This window comes from Campylobacter concisus (assembly GCF_902460705.1).
In the GTDB taxonomy this organism is placed as follows: Bacteria; Campylobacterota; Campylobacteria; order Campylobacterales; family Campylobacteraceae; genus Campylobacter_A; species Campylobacter_A concisus_Z.
This window is the reverse complement of the sequence record NZ_CABPUP010000001.1, coordinates 789,546-808,538: the sequence shown is the minus strand read 5'-3', so window position 1 is coordinate 808,538 and position 18,993 is coordinate 789,546. Positions and strand designations below refer to the sequence as shown.

General features: G+C 35.0%; 21 protein-coding genes. 16 read left to right on the top strand and 5 right to left on the bottom strand.

The window, feature by feature from the left end; genetic code table 11:
* From F3G75_RS03950 to F3G75_RS03920, 7 genes are all read left to right on the top strand, one after another.
* A partial coding sequence (locus F3G75_RS03950) for an NlpC/P60 family protein (RefSeq protein WP_149716623.1) occupies positions 1-746 on the top strand: 746 nt, incomplete at its 5' end.
* Complete coding sequence (locus F3G75_RS03945; protein WP_103628174.1) at positions 743-1,183, top strand: hypothetical protein; 441 nt, start codon at positions 743-745, stop codon at positions 1,181-1,183. The genes F3G75_RS03950 and F3G75_RS03945, both read left to right, overlap by 4 nt.
* A 238-nt stretch (positions 1,184-1,421) precedes the next feature.
* Entirely contained in the window at positions 1,422-1,895 is a 474-nt protein-coding gene (locus tag F3G75_RS03940; RefSeq protein WP_149716622.1) for a hypothetical protein, read from the top strand.
* 2 nt (positions 1,896-1,897) lie between these two features.
* Entirely contained in the window at positions 1,898-2,365 is a 468-nt protein-coding gene (locus tag F3G75_RS03935) for a hypothetical protein (RefSeq protein ID WP_223154432.1), read from the top strand.
* Between the two features lie 119 nt (positions 2,366-2,484).
* Positions 2,485-2,814: a hypothetical protein gene (locus F3G75_RS03930; RefSeq protein WP_149716621.1), complete on the top strand. Its 330-nt coding sequence runs from the start codon at positions 2,485-2,487 to the stop codon at positions 2,812-2,814.
* Positions 2,815-2,969: 155 nt separating this feature from the next.
* On the top strand, positions 2,970-3,527 hold the full coding sequence (locus F3G75_RS03925; RefSeq protein ID WP_149716620.1) for a hypothetical protein: 558 nt from the start codon (positions 2,970-2,972) through the stop codon (positions 3,525-3,527).
* A gap of 183 nt (positions 3,528-3,710) precedes the next feature.
* Positions 3,711-3,968, top strand: coding sequence for a hypothetical protein (locus tag F3G75_RS03920; RefSeq protein WP_199906720.1), 258 nt, complete (start codon positions 3,711-3,713; stop codon positions 3,966-3,968).
* Positions 3,969-4,039: 71 nt separating this feature from the next.
* On the opposite strand, the gene F3G75_RS03915 is transcribed toward F3G75_RS03920, so the two are convergent.
* A complete protein-coding gene (locus F3G75_RS03915; protein ID WP_148821413.1) occupies positions 4,040-5,071 on the bottom strand; it encodes a 3'-5' exonuclease in 1,032 nt (343 codons plus the stop codon).
* Positions 5,072-5,134: 63 nt separating this feature from the next.
* On the opposite strand from F3G75_RS03915, the gene waaC reads away from it, so the two are divergent.
* From waaC to F3G75_RS03875, 8 genes are read left to right on the top strand one after another with little or no spacing between them, the layout of a single operon-like run.
* Positions 5,135-6,109 (top strand): lipopolysaccharide heptosyltransferase I, encoded by a 975-nt coding sequence (waaC, locus tag F3G75_RS03910; protein ID WP_149716619.1) that lies wholly within the window; start codon positions 5,135-5,137, stop codon positions 6,107-6,109.
* Positions 6,102-6,995 (top strand): lipid A biosynthesis lauroyl acyltransferase, encoded by an 894-nt coding sequence (locus F3G75_RS03905; RefSeq protein WP_149716618.1) that lies wholly within the window; start codon positions 6,102-6,104, stop codon positions 6,993-6,995. Before waaC ends, F3G75_RS03905 begins: the two co-directional genes overlap by 8 nt.
* On the top strand, positions 6,989-7,693 hold the full coding sequence (locus tag F3G75_RS03900; RefSeq protein ID WP_149716617.1) for a glycosyltransferase family 2 protein: 705 nt from the start codon (positions 6,989-6,991) through the stop codon (positions 7,691-7,693). The genes F3G75_RS03905 and F3G75_RS03900 overlap by 7 nt, the downstream gene beginning before the upstream one ends.
* Positions 7,690-8,751, top strand: coding sequence for a putative lipopolysaccharide heptosyltransferase III (rfaQ, locus tag F3G75_RS03895; protein WP_149716616.1), 1,062 nt, complete (start codon positions 7,690-7,692; stop codon positions 8,749-8,751). The genes F3G75_RS03900 and rfaQ overlap by 4 nt, the downstream gene beginning before the upstream one ends.
* Positions 8,752-8,755: 4 nt before the next feature.
* The gene (locus F3G75_RS03890) at positions 8,756-9,829 is read left to right on the top strand and encodes a glycosyltransferase family 4 protein (RefSeq protein WP_149716615.1); all 1,074 of its coding nucleotides are present in this window, start codon (positions 8,756-8,758) and stop codon (positions 9,827-9,829) included.
* Complete coding sequence (locus F3G75_RS03885) at positions 9,826-10,623, top strand: polysaccharide deacetylase family protein (RefSeq protein WP_149716614.1); 798 nt, start codon at positions 9,826-9,828, stop codon at positions 10,621-10,623. Before F3G75_RS03890 ends, F3G75_RS03885 begins: the two co-directional genes overlap by 4 nt.
* Positions 10,623-11,129: a nucleoside/nucleotide kinase family protein gene (locus F3G75_RS03880; protein ID WP_149716613.1), complete on the top strand. Its 507-nt coding sequence runs from the start codon at positions 10,623-10,625 to the stop codon at positions 11,127-11,129. The genes F3G75_RS03885 and F3G75_RS03880 overlap by 1 nt, the downstream gene beginning before the upstream one ends.
* Positions 11,122-11,907, top strand: a complete 786-nt coding sequence (locus F3G75_RS03875; protein ID WP_149716612.1) for a glycosyltransferase family 25 protein — start codon at positions 11,122-11,124, stop codon at positions 11,905-11,907. The genes F3G75_RS03880 and F3G75_RS03875 overlap by 8 nt, the downstream gene beginning before the upstream one ends.
* An 8-nt stretch (positions 11,908-11,915) precedes the next feature.
* On the opposite strand, the gene F3G75_RS03870 is transcribed toward F3G75_RS03875, so the two are convergent.
* Genes F3G75_RS03870 through F3G75_RS03860 form a run of 3 tightly spaced genes read right to left on the bottom strand, consistent with a single transcriptional unit; the run spans position 11,916 to position 14,752 of the window.
* The gene (locus F3G75_RS03870; RefSeq protein ID WP_149716611.1) at positions 11,916-12,674 is read right to left on the bottom strand and encodes a polysaccharide deacetylase family protein; all 759 of its coding nucleotides are present in this window, start codon (positions 12,672-12,674) and stop codon (positions 11,916-11,918) included.
* On the bottom strand, positions 12,671-13,720 hold the full coding sequence (locus F3G75_RS03865) for a glycosyltransferase (RefSeq protein WP_149716610.1): 1,050 nt from the start codon (positions 13,718-13,720) through the stop codon (positions 12,671-12,673). Before F3G75_RS03865 ends, F3G75_RS03870 begins: the two co-directional genes overlap by 4 nt.
* Positions 13,721-13,723: 3 nt before the next feature.
* Positions 13,724-14,752 carry a glycosyltransferase family 2 protein gene (locus F3G75_RS03860; RefSeq protein WP_188115383.1) on the bottom strand — a complete coding sequence of 343 codons (1,029 nt, stop codon included), beginning with the start codon at positions 14,750-14,752 and terminating at the stop codon, positions 13,724-13,726.
* Positions 14,753-14,838: 86 nt separating this feature from the next.
* On the opposite strand from F3G75_RS03860, the gene F3G75_RS03855 reads away from it, so the two are divergent.
* On the top strand, positions 14,839-16,011 hold the full coding sequence (locus F3G75_RS03855; protein WP_149716608.1) for an O-antigen ligase family protein: 1,173 nt from the start codon (positions 14,839-14,841) through the stop codon (positions 16,009-16,011).
* Between the two features lie 58 nt (positions 16,012-16,069).
* Here F3G75_RS03855 and uvrA read toward each other — a convergent pair whose 3' ends face one another.
* Positions 16,070-18,898, bottom strand: a complete 2,829-nt coding sequence (gene uvrA / locus F3G75_RS03850; protein ID WP_149716607.1) for an excinuclease ABC subunit UvrA — start codon at positions 18,896-18,898, stop codon at positions 16,070-16,072.
* Positions 18,899-18,993 lie beyond the last annotated feature (95 nt).

Below are 18,993 nucleotides of genomic sequence, written 5' to 3'. Positions count from 1 at the left end.
ATATATATGAAGATGATAAGCTAAGCAAAGAGCTAAAAAGTGATGAGAAGACAAATAAGAGCTATCAAATTTATGCAAAAGAAGAGAGCTCTAGCAATAATCAGTCTAATATAGATAAAGATGATAAGCTTGGTATAAATTTATTAAATAAAAAGGATATGGATAAATTTATTAACTCTTTTAATGAATCAAAGAGTTTAACTAGAGTAGATAGTGGTATGTGGGAAGATGGTGATGAGGGGGTTGGGGTAATAAAGATAAAAAAAGAAGAGCTGCCTTGGATAGCTATCGCAAGAGAAGAAGTAGGAGTAAAAGAAATAACAGGCAAAGACCACAACCCTAAAATCATAGAATACCACTCGTTTACTTCAGGAAATTTCAAAGACGATGAAACACCTTGGTGCTCCAGTTTTGTAAACTGGGTAATGTCCCAGGTTGGTATAAAAGGAACCAATAGTGCTGGTGCATACTCCTGGAAAAATTGGGGGAAAAAATTGGACAAGCCCGCATATGGTAGTTTAGCAGTTATTGTTAATAAAAATGGAACAGGACATGTTGGGTTTGTTGTTGCTGTAACAAAAAATAATAATCTTGTAATATTAGGAGGTAACCAAAAAGATGAGGTAAGATATTCTATATATAAAAACAAAAATTTTACATTTGTATATCCGGAAAATTTTACACCCAATTACAGTCTACCTACTATAGAAAATGGCAATATTGACAACATAAAGGAAACTAGATGAAAAAAATTTTATTTATATTTTTTATAGTATTTTTTTGTAGTGGTTCGTTTGCACAAGTCTTTACATACAAAACAGATACCATAAGTATAGATTTAAGTACAAAGCAGATAGCAAAAGATAAGATCAAATTTAGTCTAACCTATGAAAATAACGCATATAAAGATATTGTAAAAATATCTGGAGTAGCCAGGAATAAAAATATAGATCTTGACCCAGAGACAGATGATGACGAATATGGCGAGAAAGTAGCCTACTTTGCAGATGAATACATATATGAAGGCAATGGATGCTACCTAGCACTACGAATAGATGCCGATGAAAACAAAAGAGCTATAGTAAATTTTGAAGAGTGTGAGACATTAAACAAAAAGGAATGGATACCAAAAAATATGCTTATATCAAAAGAGTATTTTAAAGAATTGCAGCGATCAAAATAAATTTAAAAAGATATAAAGTATAGTGGTTTTTAGATTTTCTTTTATTTGCTTATTTTTCTACTTTTTTTCAAAGCCGAAGAAATAGGATATTACTATGAAAATAAAAAATTTTTAATAGCTATTGTGATGCTTTGACTGTCACTAATGATCCAAACAATAAATTTAAAAGACGTAAAGACTTAGCAGATCCTATTGAGATATTAAAAGAGGGATATAAAAATACTTTTGAGGAAATATTATGAGGATAATCTTTAAAATAATCTTAGCTTTACTTGTAGCTGTAAATTTATCATTTTCAACAGATAATTATATAGATGATTATTATGATAGCTGGAAGCAAAAGACAATATCAAAAAAGTTTTTGAGTCAAGGTTGCAAAACAATATCAAAAGACATTTGGAATGAAAGCAAGGTTTCCTATCGTCAAACAACTATATTAAATATATACAAAGAGCCTATTTTAAATTTATATGGCGACTACGACTTAAAAATTAAAGAAATACAACATCTAAAAAATCAAAAATACAAAGAGTGTAATAAAAATTTTTGTTACGACTTTGATTTTAAGTGGTTAAACAACAAAAGTCTTTTGGTACAACTACATTTTCATGCTGATAAATATTCTAAATCAAGCTGTGAGTTATGGCTATATGAAGAAGAAGATGGTGGTGTAGATGTATATAGTTTTACGTCTAAAAATTTACCTGACTAATAATGAACGATATATTTATGAAATCAATCTTTAAAATAATCTTAGCTTTACTTGTAGCTGTAAATTTATCATTTGCAACAGATGATTATGATTATAACTGTGGAAAAAAGACAATACCTAAAAAGTTTTTGAATAAAGACTGTAAAAAGCTTACAAAGAAAATTTGGGTTGAAAGTATGGTCACTTACCGCAGAGATACAATATTAAATATGTATAAAGAGCCGATTTTAAATGTTCTTATTTATGAACCTCCTATAAAAGACATAGAATGTATGAAAAATATAAGATACAAGACCTATGATGCAAATAACTATTCTTATGACTTTGATTTTAAATGGATAAACAAAAATACTCTCTTGGTTCAGTTATTTGACACTAATCCTGAAAATATCTGTGAGCTATGGCTATATGAGGAAAAAGACGGTAGCGTAGATGTTTATAAATTTACATCCAAGAATTTACCTGACTAATAAATTTACAAAGGATAAAAGATTAAATTTAAAACCATACTATTAATAAGCTTTTTAATAGTCATAAATTTAAACGCTTTTGGGCCTCAAAAAATGCCAATATAGCCGAAATAAACTGCATGTTTATCTCTAAAAAGTTTCAAAGCCAATGGACAAAAGATGACTATGAGCAATGCAAAATAGATAGCAATAATACAATACCCCATAAGCCAGTTGCAGTAAAACTAGATGGTGCTTTAGCTGTGCTTACGTTTTTAAAAACACAAAACAACAAAATACAAATGATGCTTTTAAACACGGATAAAACCTTAATAAAACCTGATATTATAGACATTCTAGATGAAATAAAATCAGTATTTTTTACAGAAATAAATAAAAAGAAAAATCTTTGTGTCATCAATAGCTACTCTTTAAATGACACAAGAAGCAATGTAACTAATTGCTATTAGTTAAACAAAAAAAGAAAATTCGATCATTGTTTCGCTTCTAACAAAAGTCTTGAATTTTCAATGTGACGACAAGTGTATAGAATATGATGCGGATGCTGTTAAAAAAATTCCTAATAAAAAATCCTAATGGATATAGTACCGATGGATCATAGAATATGAAATTTTTCAAATTTTTAAATAGTGCACTTTTATTAGTATCATTGCTGGCCTTCAATGGTATGGAAAAAGATGAAATACCAAATTTTAAATGCAAAGACGTATCTAACTATTATTTTAAAATAGGTAGCGATAGCTATTCTGTAAAGATTTTACGTAATTATAATGAAGACAATCTGGGTCGAGCAATAGACATAAAAGAGTGTGCCATTATTTACAAAGAGAAAATGAAAAAATGGAGTTTTTGTTACGACGATATGTCTATGTGGAGCGTTACAGCTAATGGTAATACAGTTGAGTTTAAAGGCGGAACCCAAGACAGAGACGAAAATATAGTAGACTTTTATATACTTTTTAAAAAATTAGTCTCGGAATTTTATTTGTATGAGTATACTTGGAAATTTGGATATATAGATGAAACTACAAACGATGAAAAGATTAGTAAAGTAGAAAATTACTATACGAATCATGATAAAGACGATAGACTTTATATAAATCAAATCACTCCAAAAATTCTTAATGACATGAGAAAAAATTTTATGAAAAATAAGCAGTAACTAGGTAATTTGAGCAACATATTAAAAAGTAAATATATTTATAGTACAAAATTTATATGTTTTTGAGCTCTTAATACTTAGCAAAGCCACTAGAATATCGACCGGAAAATTCAAATAAATAGAAGATAGTGAGGTAAAGGTAACTTAACAGTCATAGATGATCCAATTAGTATCAGAAATATTTTGCGAAAAGCAAATATAATAAAAGATTTCACTACAAATTCTGGTATCAAACTTGGTGATAAACAAGAGCAAATTTTAAAGAAGCTAGGTAAGCCAAACGATCTGCAAGAAGAAAATGCCACCTCTATTGTCACCTACATCACTGAGCAAAATGAAAGCAAACTCTTACAAGAATTTGATATGCCACTCTACTACGAGAAATTCATCTTTTCTAATGGAGTTTTAAAAGAGTATGAATTTGGATTTGAATATCCGTGATATTCCGTGGATCAGGATATTAATTCCATAGGGCAGCAAAAGATATTTTACGGCCTAAAAGCGTAGAATTTCTACTCTTCGTCCAAATTTATTTCAGGTAGTTTCTCTTCGATAAAGCTCTTATCTTTTTTGACAGCTGACGCAACCTCGCTAGCTTTTTTTAAAAGTCCATCAAGCCCTTGTCTTGCCAAACGCTCATTTAGCTGCTCTGGCGTATCTTTCACACCATCAAGATCGCTAAAATCATCAAATTCTTCATCGTCTTCTTTTTGGATCTTTATCTCGTAATCAAGCTTGCCATTAAGTCTAGCTAGCTCGTCGCTTATCGCAGCGCAAAAGACCTCAGTATATCCTCTGTGAGCGCAGTTTTTGGCTAGAAATTCACTCATCACGTTTAGGTGATTTATATAGTCATCTTGCAAGATATTTGCCTGTAAAAGCTCGAATTTTAAAAAGAGCCAGTAGGTATTAAGCACGTCGCTTTCGCAGTATTCGTTGATCTTATCAAGCTCTCCTGCATAGTATAGCTCAAGCACTTGATCGCCGTGCACGTCGTACTTGCCAGGTAAATTTAAGCTAGCGCAAAGTGTGTCAAGCTTTAGTCCTCTTACGCTTCCAAAATCGCTTATAAAATCAAGCAGATCAAGGTGAAATTTAGGCGAATACCTTGCCCTATAATTTTCCCATTTGTTTTTGTTTAGCTCTTTATTTTCGCTCTCGTAATACGCCGCTGCGTTTAAGTTATAACGCATCGCACGCACCATTAGCATCGGCAGGTCAAAGCCACGGCCGTTAAAGCTAACAAGTCTTGGGTTATAATCATTTATAAATTTTAAAAATTTAGCGATGATCTCGCGCTCATTTTTGCCCTCCATCGTGCTAACTTTTAAAAATTTGCCGTACTCATCAGCCATAACAGCAGATATCGCCACAACTCTATGAAACATCACAGGCAAAAACTCACTACCACTGGCCTCTTTTTGCAGCGCCATCGCTTGCACGCTCACATCTTCATCGCTCCCATCAATGCCATAAATTTTTCTTATCAAATTTGCATCAGGTATCGTTTCGCAGTCAAAGACACAGATGTAACTTTTCGCCATTTTAGCCCTTTTTTAAGCATTTTTTTTTAAAATCATACCAAAAATTTATATCTAAAGTGATCAATGCAAAACAAAAATCAACTAAAAATAGCCATCGTCAAACTCTCCGCTCTTGGGGACATCGTGCACGCAGCTATTGTGCTTCAGTTTATCAAAAAACACTACCCAAATGCCCATATCACGTGGCTGGTTGATGCTCGTTTCGCAAGCCTTTTAAAAGATCATCCGCTTATCGACGAGCTAGTCGTTTTACCGCTTAAACAAAGCTTTAAACAAAGTTACAAGATACTAAAAACCCTTAGTAAATTTGACAAAGTGATCGATCTGCAAGGGCTTTTTAAATCAGCCGTCGTCGCAAAAATAATAGGCAAGCAAACTTATGGATTTAGCAGAGAAAGTGTCAAAGAAAAGATCGCAGCTAGGCTTTATAGGCATAAATTTAAAATTGATTACAACGAAAATATAATCATTAGAAATTTGGCACTTGTGGCTTTCGCTCTAAATTTTAGCTTTGAAGCAAGTGAAATTTTAGAAAAAGCGCCTTGCTTTGAAGTAAGTGAAATTTATAAAAATGAAAGTGGTAAAAAACGTGTTTTAATCGCTGCATTCGCAAGCGAAGAGAGCAAAATTTATAACAAATTTAAAGATGTGATCAGGCTACTTGAAGAGTGCGAAATTTACCTTTGCTACGGAAGTGAGAGCGAAAAAGTAAGGGCTGAGGCGATCATCTCAGACACCAAGGCAAAGTTACTTGAAAAGCTAAGCATAAAAGAGATGATAGATTTCATCTCAAGCTGCGATCTGGTAATCGGCAACGATAGTGGCCTAACACACCTTGCATGGGCGATAAATAGACCTTCTATCACACTTTTTGGTAACCGTCCAAGCCACAGAAATGCTTACATCACGGATAAAAATTTAGTTATAGATATGGGCAAGCAAATAGATGCGAGAAGTATCGATAAAAACGACTTTTGCATAAGAGAGATTTTTCCAGAAACGGTTGCAAATTTTGCAAAAAGGCTACTAAATGGATAAGCTCTATCTGACTGGCTTTTATACTTTAAAGTTTTTTATATTTTTACTACCTAGCTCACTTAGAGATTTGCTCGCTAAATTTTTAGCTTTTTCGTATATGAAGCTTAATAAAAAGCGACTTCATATCGTTATGACAAATTTAAATCTTGCATTTGGTGAGTCAAAAACCAAGGAAGAGAAGCTAGAGATCGCTAAAAAATGTTACTACAACTTTGCAAAATATCTTGGTATAAATTTTATCCTAAATCAAAACACGACAAAGCAAAAGATACTAGAGCAAGTTGTTTTTAAAAATGAGCACTTTTTACTTGATGCGATGAAGTCTGGCAGGCCTATCATCGTCACAACTGCGCATTTTGGGCAGTGGGAGATATTTGGCCTAGCAGTTGCAGCTCATTTTGGGCCATCTTCAGTGCTTGGCAGAAGGCTTGATAGCAGCATCATGGATAAAATTTTAAGAGCCAACAGATCGCAGTTTGATGTGGAGCTAATCGACAAAGATGGCGGTGCAAAAGATATCTTAAAAGCGCTAAAAGCTAGGCGAATAGTAGGAATTTTAGTTGATCAAAACACCGCACCAAAAGATGGCATAAAGGTGCGGTTTTTCGGCAAAGATGTGCTTCACACGCCAGCAGCAAGCGTGCTAGCGCAAAAGACAAATGCTTTAATCATAAATGCATTTATCTACCAAAAAGGTGAAAATTTAAATGAAATTTGCTTTGAGCAGCCTACTGACATAAGCACGTTTGACAAAGAAGATGCTGTGCAAAAAGCGACGCAAATGCAGTGCAGTGCGTGCGAAGAGATGGTTAGAGCAAGGCCAGAGGAGTACTTTTGGTTTCACAAACGCTTTAAAAGATTTTACGAAAAAGAGTATAAATGCTAAGTGTCGTTATCTTAACTTTTAACAGCCAAAAATATCTGCAAGAAGTACTAGAAAGTACAAATTTTGCGGATGAGGTCATTGTGGTTGATAGTGGCTCAAGCGATAGTACAAAGCAAATTTGTCAAAATTTTAGTAATGTTAAATTCTACGAGCAAGTATGGCTTGGATTTGGCGCGCAAAAGCAAAAGGGCGTGGATCTAGCTAAAAATGAGTGGGTCTTTGTGCTTGATAGCGATGAGGTGATCACGGATGAACTTAAAAACGAGATCATAGATACATTAAAAGAGCCAAAATTTATGGCTTACAACGTAGCTAGGCTAAATTTTTTCTTTGGCAAAGCGATCAAAAATATGGGGCTCTATCCAGACTACACGGTGAGGCTTTTTAACAAAAATTTTACCAAATTTGACGGCAGAGCCGTGCATGAAAAGGTCGTTTTAAATGACAGCACACAAAAGCTTGGAGTGCTTAAAAATCACTTCTTACACTATGCATATGAGAGCATCGAGCAGTTTATAGCTAAGCAAAATCGCTACTCAAGTATGGGTGCAAAGAGAAATTTATTTAAAGCTCTAACAAGCCCAGCGTGGACATTTTTTAAGCTTTATGTGCTAAAAGGTGGCTTTAAAGAGGGCTTTACTGGCTACGTCATAGCCAGACTTTACGCTCAGTACACATTTTGGAAATATATAAAATGAAAATACTTGTAATTAAATTTAGAAATATCGGCGACGTGCTTTTAACCACGCCGCTCATTGAAAATTTGCACCACTACTACCCAGATGCAACCATCGACTTTGCTCTAAACAAAGGCACAGAAGCGATGATCGAAGGAAATCCTTACATAAATAAAATTCACATTTACGATAGACAAAGTGCAAATTCTGGCTTTTTTAAAAAGCTCGGCACAGAGCTAAAATTTATAAGAGCGATCAAAAAAGAGAAGTATGACATGGCGATACAAACGACCACTGGCGATCGCGGTGTGATCATCTCAAAATATGCAAAGATCAAAAAAATAGTTGGCTTTTTGAGCAAGCACGAGGCAATAAACAATCTCTTAAGCGTAAAGGCAAAATACTACGAAAATTTTTCTCACACGGTCGATCTAAATTTAAACGCGCTAAGAGCTTTAGGATTTGAACCAGTGAGTAAAAAGGTAGGTGTATTTTCAGATAAGAGCGTGGATCATCTAAATTTACCAAAACACTTTGTACACATGCATCTAACGAGTCGCTGGATGTTTAAATGTGCAAACGATGAGAGCATGGCAGAGCTCATAGACTACTGCGAAAATGAGCTAAACATAAAAGTCGTGCTAACAAGCGACAACAAAGAAAACGAGCTTGAAAAGCTTGCAAGTGTGCTAAAAATTTGCAAAAGTGAGCCTATAAATTTAGGTGGCAAACTAAGCTTAAAACAAACTATCGCCCTCTCAAAGAGTTCAAGCCTTTTTATCGGTGTTGATACCGCCATCATGCACATTGCCGCTGCTAATGATGTGCCAGTCATAGCCTTTTTTGGTCCAAGCAATGCTTTTGAGTGGGGACCTTGGGATAACTCACTCATGGAAAATGGCTACACAGCGCAAAATGGAATCCAAAGCATGGGCAAACATACTGTTTATCAAAAAGACTGGGACTTTGTGCCTTGCGATAAAGAGGGCATAGCAAAGTATGGCATAGAAAAGACATTGATGGATTTTAGCGACGAAATGCCAAAAATAAAAGCCAAAATAAAAGAAATTTTAGGATAGGCAGATGAACATTCTTCACACGCAGACACTTTTTAACTGGGGTGGTGAGCAAAACAAGACGCTAAACGAGATGCGTTTTATGCGTGAGATGGGTCACAATGTCATACTTTTTTGCAACCCAAACTCTCAGATAGAAAGCATTGCAAAAGAAGAAGGCTTTAGTGTTATAGCACAAGAGATGAATAAGAAAAATTTTCATAAAAGCGTACCAGCACTTTGCGAAGCAATAAGCTCGAACAAGATAGATGTCTTGATCACACACGGCTCTACTGATAGCTGGGTTGGGGCAATTGCTGGGCTATTTTACAGAAGGAAAGGCGTTAAATTTTACAAGGAAAGGCATAATCTTTTTCCTATAAAAGGCTTTCTCTCAAAACTCATGCACAAAAAGCTATTTGATAAAATTTTATACATCTCAGATAGTGTCAAAGAGTATCTTCTAAGCATCGGCGTTAGCAAAGATAGGCTCTTTTTTATGCCAAGCACGGTCGATGTGGAGGCGATAGATGCTACAAAAAGCACATTTAGAGATGAGTTTAATATATCTCAAGATGAGCTAGTTATCGGTACATTTACTTCGTTTTACCGCAAGAAAGGTGTCTTTGACTTTGCAAGTGCTGCAAAAGAAATTTTAAAGACAAAGGATGCGACTATTGTTTTTTCTGGCAACATTAGCGACGGCACAAGAGAGCAGATCGCCTCTATGTTTGATGAAAAAGACAAGACCATCTTCACCGGCTTTAGAAATGACGCGGCAAATGTTATAAAAAGCTTTGATATCTACGTATTTGCCTCGCACTCTGAAGGGCTTGGTACGGTCTTACTTGAGGCAATGAGCTCAAAAGTGCCAGTCGTAGTCTATGATAACGCCCCGATGAACGTGCTAATTAAAGATAGAGAGCGTGGGCTTTGTGCTAGAAATTTAGATGAAATTTCACTAAAAGAGTGCATTTTGGAGCTGATAAATGAGCCTGAAAAAGCCAAAATTTACTCACAAAATGCCTTTAAATTTGTGGATGAAAACTTTAGCCATAAGACGCTAAAAGAGGCTATTAAAAATTTACTGGAGCAAAAATGAACTACCCAGTTTGCGTGCTAACGATGCATCACTGCAATAACAATGAAAACGACTTTGCCATTAAACCAGAGCTATTTAAAAAGGCGCTTTTGATGGCGTTAAATGAGGGCTATAAATTTATAAACTACAGCCAGTTTAAAGATATAACTAGTGGCCGAGCAAAAGCTTCAAAAAAGAGTATTTTACTAACTTTTGATGATGGATATTTTGATAATTATAAATTTGCATTTCCTATCCTAAAAGAGCTAAAAATTCCAGCTGTGTGCTTTTTGATAACAGATAAGATCAAGGATTTTAAAAGGCAAGATTACGACTTTGCATTTAAAAAACATAAAGAGATCGATTATGATAAAGATGCGGAGTATTTTTTAAATTTAGACGAGATCAGGCAGATGCAAGAGAGCGAACTTTTTGAGTTTGATAGCCATACAGCAAGCCACTTTTCTTGCAAAAGTAACGATGAAGTAAAATTAAGAGAGGAATTTTCTAGCTCGCTTGCTAAGATAAAAGAGCTATTTCCTAAAAAAAAAGAATTTGGGTTTTGCTTTCCCAAAGGGCACTTTAACGAGCTTTCACTAAAAGTCGTGAGAGATTATTATGACTTTGCTTTTAGCGTGATAGATGGCGGATTTTGCGTAGGAGATGATAAATTTAAGATAAGACGTATCGATATATCAAACAATGCGAAGAGCGAGAGTGACTACATTTTTAGAGTTAAAAAGAAGCTTTTTATATATTCGACTCCAATACTAGGAAATTTATATTCAAATTTTAGAAATAGAGGCTATAAATAATGCTTGAAGCATTAAATGAGGCTTGTAAAGAAATTTTAAAAGATAAAAAACAGGCCTTAATCGCTCTTACTGGGCTTCATGGTAGTGGCAAAAGCACACTTGCAAAGCAAATTAGAAAAAATGGATTTAAAAACTTTAAACCTTATCAAATCGCTGTAATCGATGATGATGTAATGAGCCTAAATTTATTTATAGCTCGTCCAAAGATAAAAATCAAAAGTGATCATCAAGATGAGTTAAAACCATTTTTTAAATTTATCATGCTATTCGTAAAAGTCGTAATATACGTAAGCGCAAACCCACTTTTACGTATAAGTAAATGTGACATTCTTTGTATTTTAAACGCTGATGAAGAAGCTCGAATCGCTGGAATTTATAAAAGAAATTCTAGTGACGATTTAATCAACACCCAAAAGCATATAAACAAAAAAGAGCTTGATCTAGCAGGCCTTGCATATAAAGTCAAGTTAGAATTTGACTCAAAAGTTGGAGCAAAAAATGAATAATCCCATCTATGTAATATCATTAAAAAGAGATGAAGAGCGAAGGCAAAATTTACAAAGACAATTTAAAAGATATGATGAATTTAAAATAATAGATGCGGTTGATGCTAAAAATTTTAGTGTAAATGAGTATTACAATGCAATGATAGATTGCTTATTAAAATCTTGCAATGAAGATTATAAATTTAAAATACCACCATTAATTGCGACACCAGGTGAGCTAGCATGCACAATGTCACACATAAAAGCTTATGAGGATTTTTTACAAGGCGACGCAGAATTTACTTTAATATTAGAGGATGATGTTATTGGAAATGACGAATTAATAAATGAGGCCTTTTTGCTATGCAAAGATATAAGTAGTGATAGCATTTTAATATGTGGTGTGCAAGATGGTTTAAATAGTAGATTTCGTGCTTTTGGCAAAAAAATAAAAGAAAATTTATATCTTATCTCACCATACTCATACGCTAGTATATATAGAACTGCTGCTTACATTCTAACAAGAAAGAGTGCAAAAGCTCTGCTTGATTTTTACAAAGATGGTCTTTACGGAGCCGATAAATGGGAAGCGATCCTAAAAAACACTGATCTAAAAATGTATTTTAGCAACATCTTTTCTCATCCAGAGGAACTAGGCAACTCTAGCTTGGAAAACCAAAGAAAGCAAAAAGAGAAGATAAATTCTCTTTTTAAAAAATCTAATAAAAATTTCTCATACAAAATTTCAAGATTTTATGAAAAACATATTGCTAAAAATGAGAGAATTTTTACAAAGTAAAATTTCTCCTAAGATTTTAGTGTTGAATATATTGAGCCTAAAAAGTCATTTTGATAGATAAATAGTGTCTTTTTTAGCCAACTTGCATCTTTTTTTACAGCTATGCGCCTTATATCATCAAGCACACCATCAGATTTATTTATCCCACGCTTTGTTGTAAAAAAAACCTCATAGCCAACGCTTTTTGCCACATTTTTTAGCTCATCATTAAATTTACCTCTTGGCCAGCAAAGTAGCTTATCATCAAAGCCAAAATTTTTATACATAAATTCTTTGCATTTTGTAAAATTTTCTTTCATTTCACAAATACCAAAATAATCATCAAAATGCGTATAAGTATGCGAGTGAAAGTCAAAGCACTCTTTCATCTTTGTTATTTCTTCGTAGTTTAAAAAGACATCTTCAGGTCTAGTTGGTGCAGCATTTTTGTATTCATTATGATCTAGCTCTATAAACTCGCCACTTTTTCTACTCGCCTGCTCTATCCAGCCAGCAACTAGAAAAATAGTCGCTTTAAGATTAAATTCCTTGATAATAGGATATGCGTAGACGAAATTATCCTTCCAGCCATCATCAAATGTGATAAAGACACTCTTTTTAGGCACACCAAGCTCACCTTTTTTATATGTCACAAACTCAGCCGAGCTTAGCGTTTTGTAGCCATTTTGAGCTAAAAATTTCATCTGATCTCTAAACTCATCTACGCTACTTGCAATAAACCCGCTTTTTTTAAGCACATGATGATACATTAAAACTGTTACGCTCATTTTGCAAGTTCCATATATAAATTTTGAGTGTTTTCTATCATTTTTTCGATACTAAAAATTTCTTTTACGTACTCTCTGCCAAACTCGCCCATCTGTTTTCTTAAATTTTTATCCAAAATAAGCTTTTCAAGCACTTTTTTTAGCCCCTCTTTATCGCCATTTTGAAATAAAAATCCACTCTTTCCGTCGCTTACTGCCTCGCCAAGACCTCCCACGTCGCTTCCGATGGTAGCCAGCTTACACGAAGACGCCTCAAGTAGCGCTCCACCGATGGCCTCCATATCTGAAGGTAACACACAAATATCAAGTGAGCCCAAAAAATCGCTCACATCGGTTCTGTTGCCGAGCATAAAGATATTTTTTTTATCTTTTATATACTCTTTTAGGTTCTCATTTTGAGGGCCGTCACCTACGATGAAAAGGGCTGACTTTTCTAAATTTAGCTCACTAAAAGCATCGATTAAGAGCTTGTGGTTTTTAGCAGCCCTTAGCACTGCCACAATACAAATGCCTACTACATCGTCACTTAGGCCAAATTCTTTTTTCATATTTATCTTAAATTCTGGTGTGTACTTTTGCGTATCAATGCCAGTGTAAATTTTTAGTACCTTCTCTTTTTTCACGCCTCTTTTGATAAGATCAGCACAAACTGAGTCACATACGCCTACTACTTTTGTACTTAGATTATAAGGCAAAGGGGATGTTATAGGCAGCTGCAAATGCCTAGTACGAACCACACTAACGCCACAAATTTTACCCACAATCGCCCCAATGGTACCATCTTTTCCTGAGTGCGTTGAGATGATTTTTATATTATTTTGTTTTACAAATTTGCAAATTTTTAAAATTTCAAAGATATTAAAAGACTTTTTGAGATTAAACTCGACAAATTCGCACTCTATCTGCTTTTCAAGGCTTTTTGAGCCAGGATTTAGCCCATAAAAAACCTTAAATTTACTCTTATCAAGTCCGTTTATCACGCGCTGTGTACGGTGTTCTTGCCCACCAAATCCAAGAGAGCTTTCAAGCTCAAGTATATTTATCATTTTCTACTCTTTAAATTCTTTCATTTTTTTATTTGACAAAAAGCCATTTATTGTATTAAAGATTTTTAAAATTTTTGATACATTTTCGTACGATTTTACATTTTTTAGCACTTTAAGCAAAATTCTCTGCTTTAGTCTAAGCTTTGAAAAACCAGATGAGTTTATGATGCTATCAATATCTGCATAAAAAAGATCAAGTGCCTTTACATAGCTACTATTTTTAAGATTTGGTCTTGCCAAAATAGCTGGCATATAGACGCTTTTTATCTTTCTAAGCTCTAGATCTGACACCATTTCAAGAGCTAAATTTTTGTTTTTTAAAATTGAGATTATGTCGTCATAAACAAATTTATGATCCATCACAGCTTTTAATTTTTCAAAGCCAGCAGTGTTGTTGTCTCCTATCTTATAGCAATAAAAAGTCTTATTTAGCTTTACAAGAGTTTTTGAAGCGATAACATTTCTCACTACAGTGTGAAAGTCTTCAGCTTGCGTGATCCCAACTGGAAATAAATTTTCTTTTAAAATTTTAGTCCTAATCGCCTTGTTTGCCGCATTATGCAAGACTTTGTTGTGCCTTGAGGCTAAAAGCCTTTTTAGATACTCGTTTTTATCTATTACGCCATCCTCTTTCGTCTCAAAATCCCTCAGAAGGAGCTTTTTATGACCATATACCTTACACATATCTGTTATCACTATGTCGGCATCAAATTTTTCTGCAATATCATAAACGCATGAAGCATAATCTTTTTCCACATAGTCATCAGCATCTACGCAGATAGTATATTTGCCACTAGCTAGCAATATACCGTCATTTCTGGCAGCGCTAACACCGGCATTGCTCTTTGTTTTTAATATTATTTTATCTTTATATTCTTCTAATATTTCTAGCGTATTATCAGTACTTCCATCATTAATAACTATAATCTCAATATCATCCATATCTTGAGATATAAGTGAATTTAAACAATCCTTAATGTGTTCCTTTTTGTTAAAAACGGGCACTACAAAGCTTATTTTCACATCAGGCACGATACTTCCTTTTAATTTTTGTTTAATTGTATATTATTTTTAGTTCAGCAATGATAAAATGCCCACTTAAAATTTAAAGGATCTGCATGAAAAACGATATTGTGTCTAAGCTCTACAATCTCTTTTTAGTTATTGTCTTATTTACACTGCCAGTAACTGAGGGCTTAAAGCAAATTTCACTTACACTTTTTGTATTGGTTGGAATTTATATTTGCGTCAAAGAAAAAAAGCAATTTAAATTTGATCTCATAAATATCTCGCTTTTTATCTTTGTTTTGGCTACTTTTATAAGTTGCCTTGTAAATGGAGTTTCTGCATCAAGAGCGCTTGATCCGCTAAGGTGTATGCTATTTTTCTTTGTAGCCAGAAGTGTCGGCGTAGAAAAAATAAATTTTAAATTTTTATTTTTTGCCTTATTTGCTGGTTTGATTGCTGCATTTATCCCTGCTTGTGTAGAAAAATTCACTTCAAATGATCCTTTAGCACTTTTTGAGCTTAAATCAATAGGACACGTAAATCATAGCGCTATTTTTATGCTGCTAGTTTTTTGTGTAGCATTAGTTTCGATAAATAGCAAAGAAATTTTTGAAAAGTATATAGGCATAAGTGTTGCCGGAATTTGCGTCCTTGGAATAATGATAGCTGGCTCTAGAGCTACAATGTATCTTTTACCAATCATTATTTTTACTTACTTACTTTTTGAAATTTTAAATAAACAGATAAAAATAAAATTTTTATTAGGCTTGATAATTTTGTTTAGCATAATAGCTATTTCTTATATATATATATCAACGAATATTACTCAAGATCAAAGATTTTATAGTCAACTAACAAAGGGGGTCACTGGATCAGAGACTAGATATCCGATCTTTGCTAGCGCGTTTTATACGTGGTTAGAACACCCTTTATTTGGGATAGGTTCTGGTGAGTTTAAGATCATTGATATAACAAAATATTTTCCAGGCAATGTTGAAGTTCATGTTAGTCACGCACACAATACCTTTTTAACATTTTTAACAGAAAAGGGCGTCGTTGCCTTGTTTGCATATTTGGTATTTCAACTATTACTCTTTATAAAATTCATTAAAAATTTTAGACAAAATAGCATAGTTTTTCTTGCACTTTTAATGCTTATGGCTAATAATATAATTTCACTTGCAAATACAACATTTCATCATGAAAATGCACTTTTAATGCTACTATTTTGGGCCCTAGCTTTAAGTGCGATAGATGAAAAATCGACCTTAAAAATTAGCTAACGCTCCAACACGCCTCAACCGTTTTAAATTGTATAAAGAAACGGTTGAGGCAAATTTTTTATTTTTTCTTCATTTCCTCAAGCTCTTGCGCTAGAAATTCCCCTGTGTAGCTGCCAGTTTTTTTATAGTTTTTAGCCACCTCTTTGACGCTGCCGCACGCTATCACTTTACCGCCTTTTGCACCGCCTTCTGGTCCCATATCTACGATATAGTCGCAGTTTTTGATAACATCCATATTATGCTCGATCACAAAGACTGAATTTCCAAGATCGACCAGGTGATTTAGCACCTTTACCAGCCTATCAACATCTGCAAAATGAAGTCCTGTCGTTGGCTCATCAAGGATGTAAAGCGTATTTCCAGTGTCACTTCTACTAAGCTCTTTTGCTAGCTTTACGCGCTGCGCCTCACCACCACTAAGTGTGACTGCATTTTGTCCAAGCGTGATGTAGCCAAGCCCCACGTCTTGCAGCGTAGTGAGCTTTGAAGCGATCTTTGGGACAGCCTTAAAGAACTCAACCGCCTCATCTATGCTCATATTTAGTACTTCGGCGATGTTTTTGCCCTTGTATAAAATTTCCAAGGTTTGGGCGTTATATCTAGCGCCGTTGCAAACGTCACAAACCACGTTGATATCAGGCAAAAAGTGCATCTCGATCGTGATCTCACCCTCGCCTTGGCACTTCTCGCAGCGCCCACCTTTGACATTAAAGCTAAAACGCCCTATTTTATAGCCTCTAAGTTTAGCTTCTTTGGTCTGAGCAAACAAATTTCTTATCTCATCCATCACGCCAGTATATGTCGCTGGATTTGAGCGTGGAGTGCGGCCGATTGGGCTTTGATCAAGATAGATCACCTTGTCTAGATTCTCAAGTCCACTTAAATTTACCCCAGCTATTTTTTTCACCTTTTTAGCTCTATTTAGCTGCTCCTGTGCCTCCGGGAGCAAGGTCTGAAGTATTAGCGAGCTCTTACCAGATCCTGAAACGCCAGTGATGCCCACAAGGTTTCTAAGCGGAAATTTAGCGGTTAAATTTGAGATATTGTTGATATTTACATTTGAAATTTCAAGCCACTTCTCGGCTTTTCTATTTTTTTGATAGTCGATCTTTTTCTTGCCATTTATGTATTGTGCAGTCTGAGTGTCTGAGCCTAAAAGCTCTTTTGCTGTGCCTGCAAAGACCACGCTACCGCCAAATTTACCAGCTCCAGGACCGATATCTACGATAAAATCAGCCTCCTCTATCGTCTTTTTATCATGCTCGACGACGATTACGGAGTTGCCTTTGGCTTGTAAATTTCTAAGCGTCTTTATGAGCTTTAGCGTATCTCGCTCGTGTAGGCCAATACTTGGCTCATCAAGCACATACATGACGCCACTTAGCCCGCTTCCTATCTGGCTCGCTATCCTGATGCGCTGTGCCTCGCCACCACTGATCGTCCTAGCATCACGTCCAAGTGACAAATAGCCAAGCCCCACGTCATACAAAAAGAAAAGCCTCTCGTTGATCTCTTTTAAGATAGGCTTTGCGATCGCCTTGTCATAGTCGCTAAGATAGGCGAAATTTTTCTCATTCGAGAAAAAAGCGGTGCAGTTTTCTATGCTCATATCTAAAATTTCACCAAGCCCAAGGCCAGCGACCTTGACCGCTAAGCTTTGAGGCTTTAGTCTGTGACCGTTACAAGCGTCACAAATTTTCTCGCTCATATACTCGTCAAAGTCTTTGTAATCCTTCAAAAGTCCATGTGAAATTTTAACTACACCATCAAATTTTCTAAGCAATTTATTTCGCTTCCAAAAAAACTCAACTTCTTTGACATTTCCATATAAAACGAGCCTCTTTTCATCTTCGCTAAGCTCATAATATGACTTTTTGATATCGATACCATTTTGCTCGCAAAAAGCAAGTAAAAATTTATAGTAATAGCTCATGTTATAGCCGTAAAGTAGCTTGATCGCGCCATTTTCTATCGACTTTTCCTCGTCGATGATCTTGCTCATATCTAGGCTATATCTTATACCAAGTCCGTCACAGTGCTCGCAAGCACCCTTTGGTGAGTTGAAGCTAAAGCTAAGCGGCTCAAGCGGAGTAAATGAAATTTTACAATCAAAACAAGCCATGTGCTCGCTGTAATGTATAAAACTCTCTTTAAGTCCTAGTTCATCAGCATTTGCAATCTCTATCTCGACCTCGCCAAAGCTCTCATTTAGCGCTTTTTCCACGTCGCTTGCAAGGCGTTCGTGATTTTGCTCATCGATAGCGATCCTATCAACGATGACCTTTATCGTGTGTTTTTTCGTTTTTGCAAGCTCGATCTCCTCGTCAAGCCTCACCACCACGCCATCTATTTGTGCTCTTACAAAGCCTTTTTGGCGTAAATTTTCGATCAAGTCCGCCCATGTGCCCTTTTTCTCACGCACTAGCGGCGCATAGATGATCACTTTTGCACCAAGTGGGAGCTTTGAGATTTCGTTTATGATATCGCTTGCACTCATTTTTGAGATAGGTTTACCACATTTATGGCAGTGTTGCACGCCAACTCTTGCATATAAGAGCCTTAGATAGTCATAAATTTCTGTAATCGTACCGACTGTTGAGCGAGGATTTTTAGAAGTCGTCTTTTGATCGATCGCAATAGCAGGCGTTAAACCCTCGATCTTATCAACATCAGGCTTACCCACACGGTCTAAAAACTGCCTAGCATAGCTGCTGAGGCTCTCCATGTATCTCCTTTGCCCCTCAGCATAGAGTGTATCAAAGGCTAGCGTACTTTTGCCGCTTCCGCTAAGACCGGTAAAAACCACTAATTTATTTTTTGGAATTTTGAGATTAATATTTTTTAAGTTATGTTCTCTTGCACCAGTTATTTCAATAATATCGTTCATTAAATTTATACAACCTTTTTAAAATTTTAATCTGTAAATTTAGTCTAAAAGTGATAAAAGATTTATAAAGTAGTTTTTCTAAAATTTAAGATCGT

Excerpts from the sequence above, each read along its gene's own strand:
- F3G75_RS03870 (WP_149716611.1), bottom strand. The coding sequence starts at position 12,674 with ATGAGCGTAACAGTTTTAATGTATCATCATGTGCTTAAAAAAAGCGGG.
- F3G75_RS03855 (WP_149716608.1), top strand. The coding sequence starts at position 14,839 with ATGAAAAACGATATTGTGTCTAAGCTCTACAATCTCTTTTTAGTTATT.
- waaC (WP_149716619.1), top strand. The coding sequence starts at position 5,135 with ATGCAAAACAAAAATCAACTAAAAATAGCCATCGTCAAACTCTCCGCT.
- F3G75_RS03935 (WP_223154432.1), top strand. The coding sequence starts at position 1,898 with ATGAACGATATATTTATGAAATCAATCTTTAAAATAATCTTAGCTTTA.
- F3G75_RS03890 (WP_149716615.1), top strand. The coding sequence starts at position 8,756 with ATGAACATTCTTCACACGCAGACACTTTTTAACTGGGGTGGTGAGCAA.
- F3G75_RS03945 (WP_103628174.1), top strand. The coding sequence starts at position 743 with ATGAAAAAAATTTTATTTATATTTTTTATAGTATTTTTTTGTAGTGGT.
- F3G75_RS03880 (WP_149716613.1), top strand. The coding sequence starts at position 10,623 with ATGCTTGAAGCATTAAATGAGGCTTGTAAAGAAATTTTAAAAGATAAA.
- F3G75_RS03925 (WP_149716620.1), top strand. The coding sequence starts at position 2,970 with ATGAAATTTTTCAAATTTTTAAATAGTGCACTTTTATTAGTATCATTG.
- F3G75_RS03875 (WP_149716612.1), top strand. The coding sequence starts at position 11,122 with ATGAATAATCCCATCTATGTAATATCATTAAAAAGAGATGAAGAGCGA.
- F3G75_RS03905 (WP_149716618.1), top strand. The coding sequence starts at position 6,102 with ATGGATAAGCTCTATCTGACTGGCTTTTATACTTTAAAGTTTTTTATA.
- F3G75_RS03900 (WP_149716617.1), top strand. The coding sequence starts at position 6,989 with ATGCTAAGTGTCGTTATCTTAACTTTTAACAGCCAAAAATATCTGCAA.
- uvrA (WP_149716607.1), bottom strand. The coding sequence starts at position 18,898 with ATGAACGATATTATTGAAATAACTGGTGCAAGAGAACATAACTTAAAA.
- F3G75_RS03940 (WP_149716622.1), top strand. The coding sequence starts at position 1,422 with ATGAGGATAATCTTTAAAATAATCTTAGCTTTACTTGTAGCTGTAAAT.
- F3G75_RS03915 (WP_148821413.1), bottom strand. The coding sequence starts at position 5,071 with ATGGCGAAAAGTTACATCTGTGTCTTTGACTGCGAAACGATACCTGAT.
- F3G75_RS03885 (WP_149716614.1), top strand. The coding sequence starts at position 9,826 with ATGAACTACCCAGTTTGCGTGCTAACGATGCATCACTGCAATAACAAT.
- F3G75_RS03865 (WP_149716610.1), bottom strand. The coding sequence starts at position 13,720 with ATGATAAATATACTTGAGCTTGAAAGCTCTCTTGGATTTGGTGGGCAA.
- rfaQ (WP_149716616.1), top strand. The coding sequence starts at position 7,690 with ATGAAAATACTTGTAATTAAATTTAGAAATATCGGCGACGTGCTTTTA.
- F3G75_RS03930 (WP_149716621.1), top strand. The coding sequence starts at position 2,485 with ATGTTTATCTCTAAAAAGTTTCAAAGCCAATGGACAAAAGATGACTAT.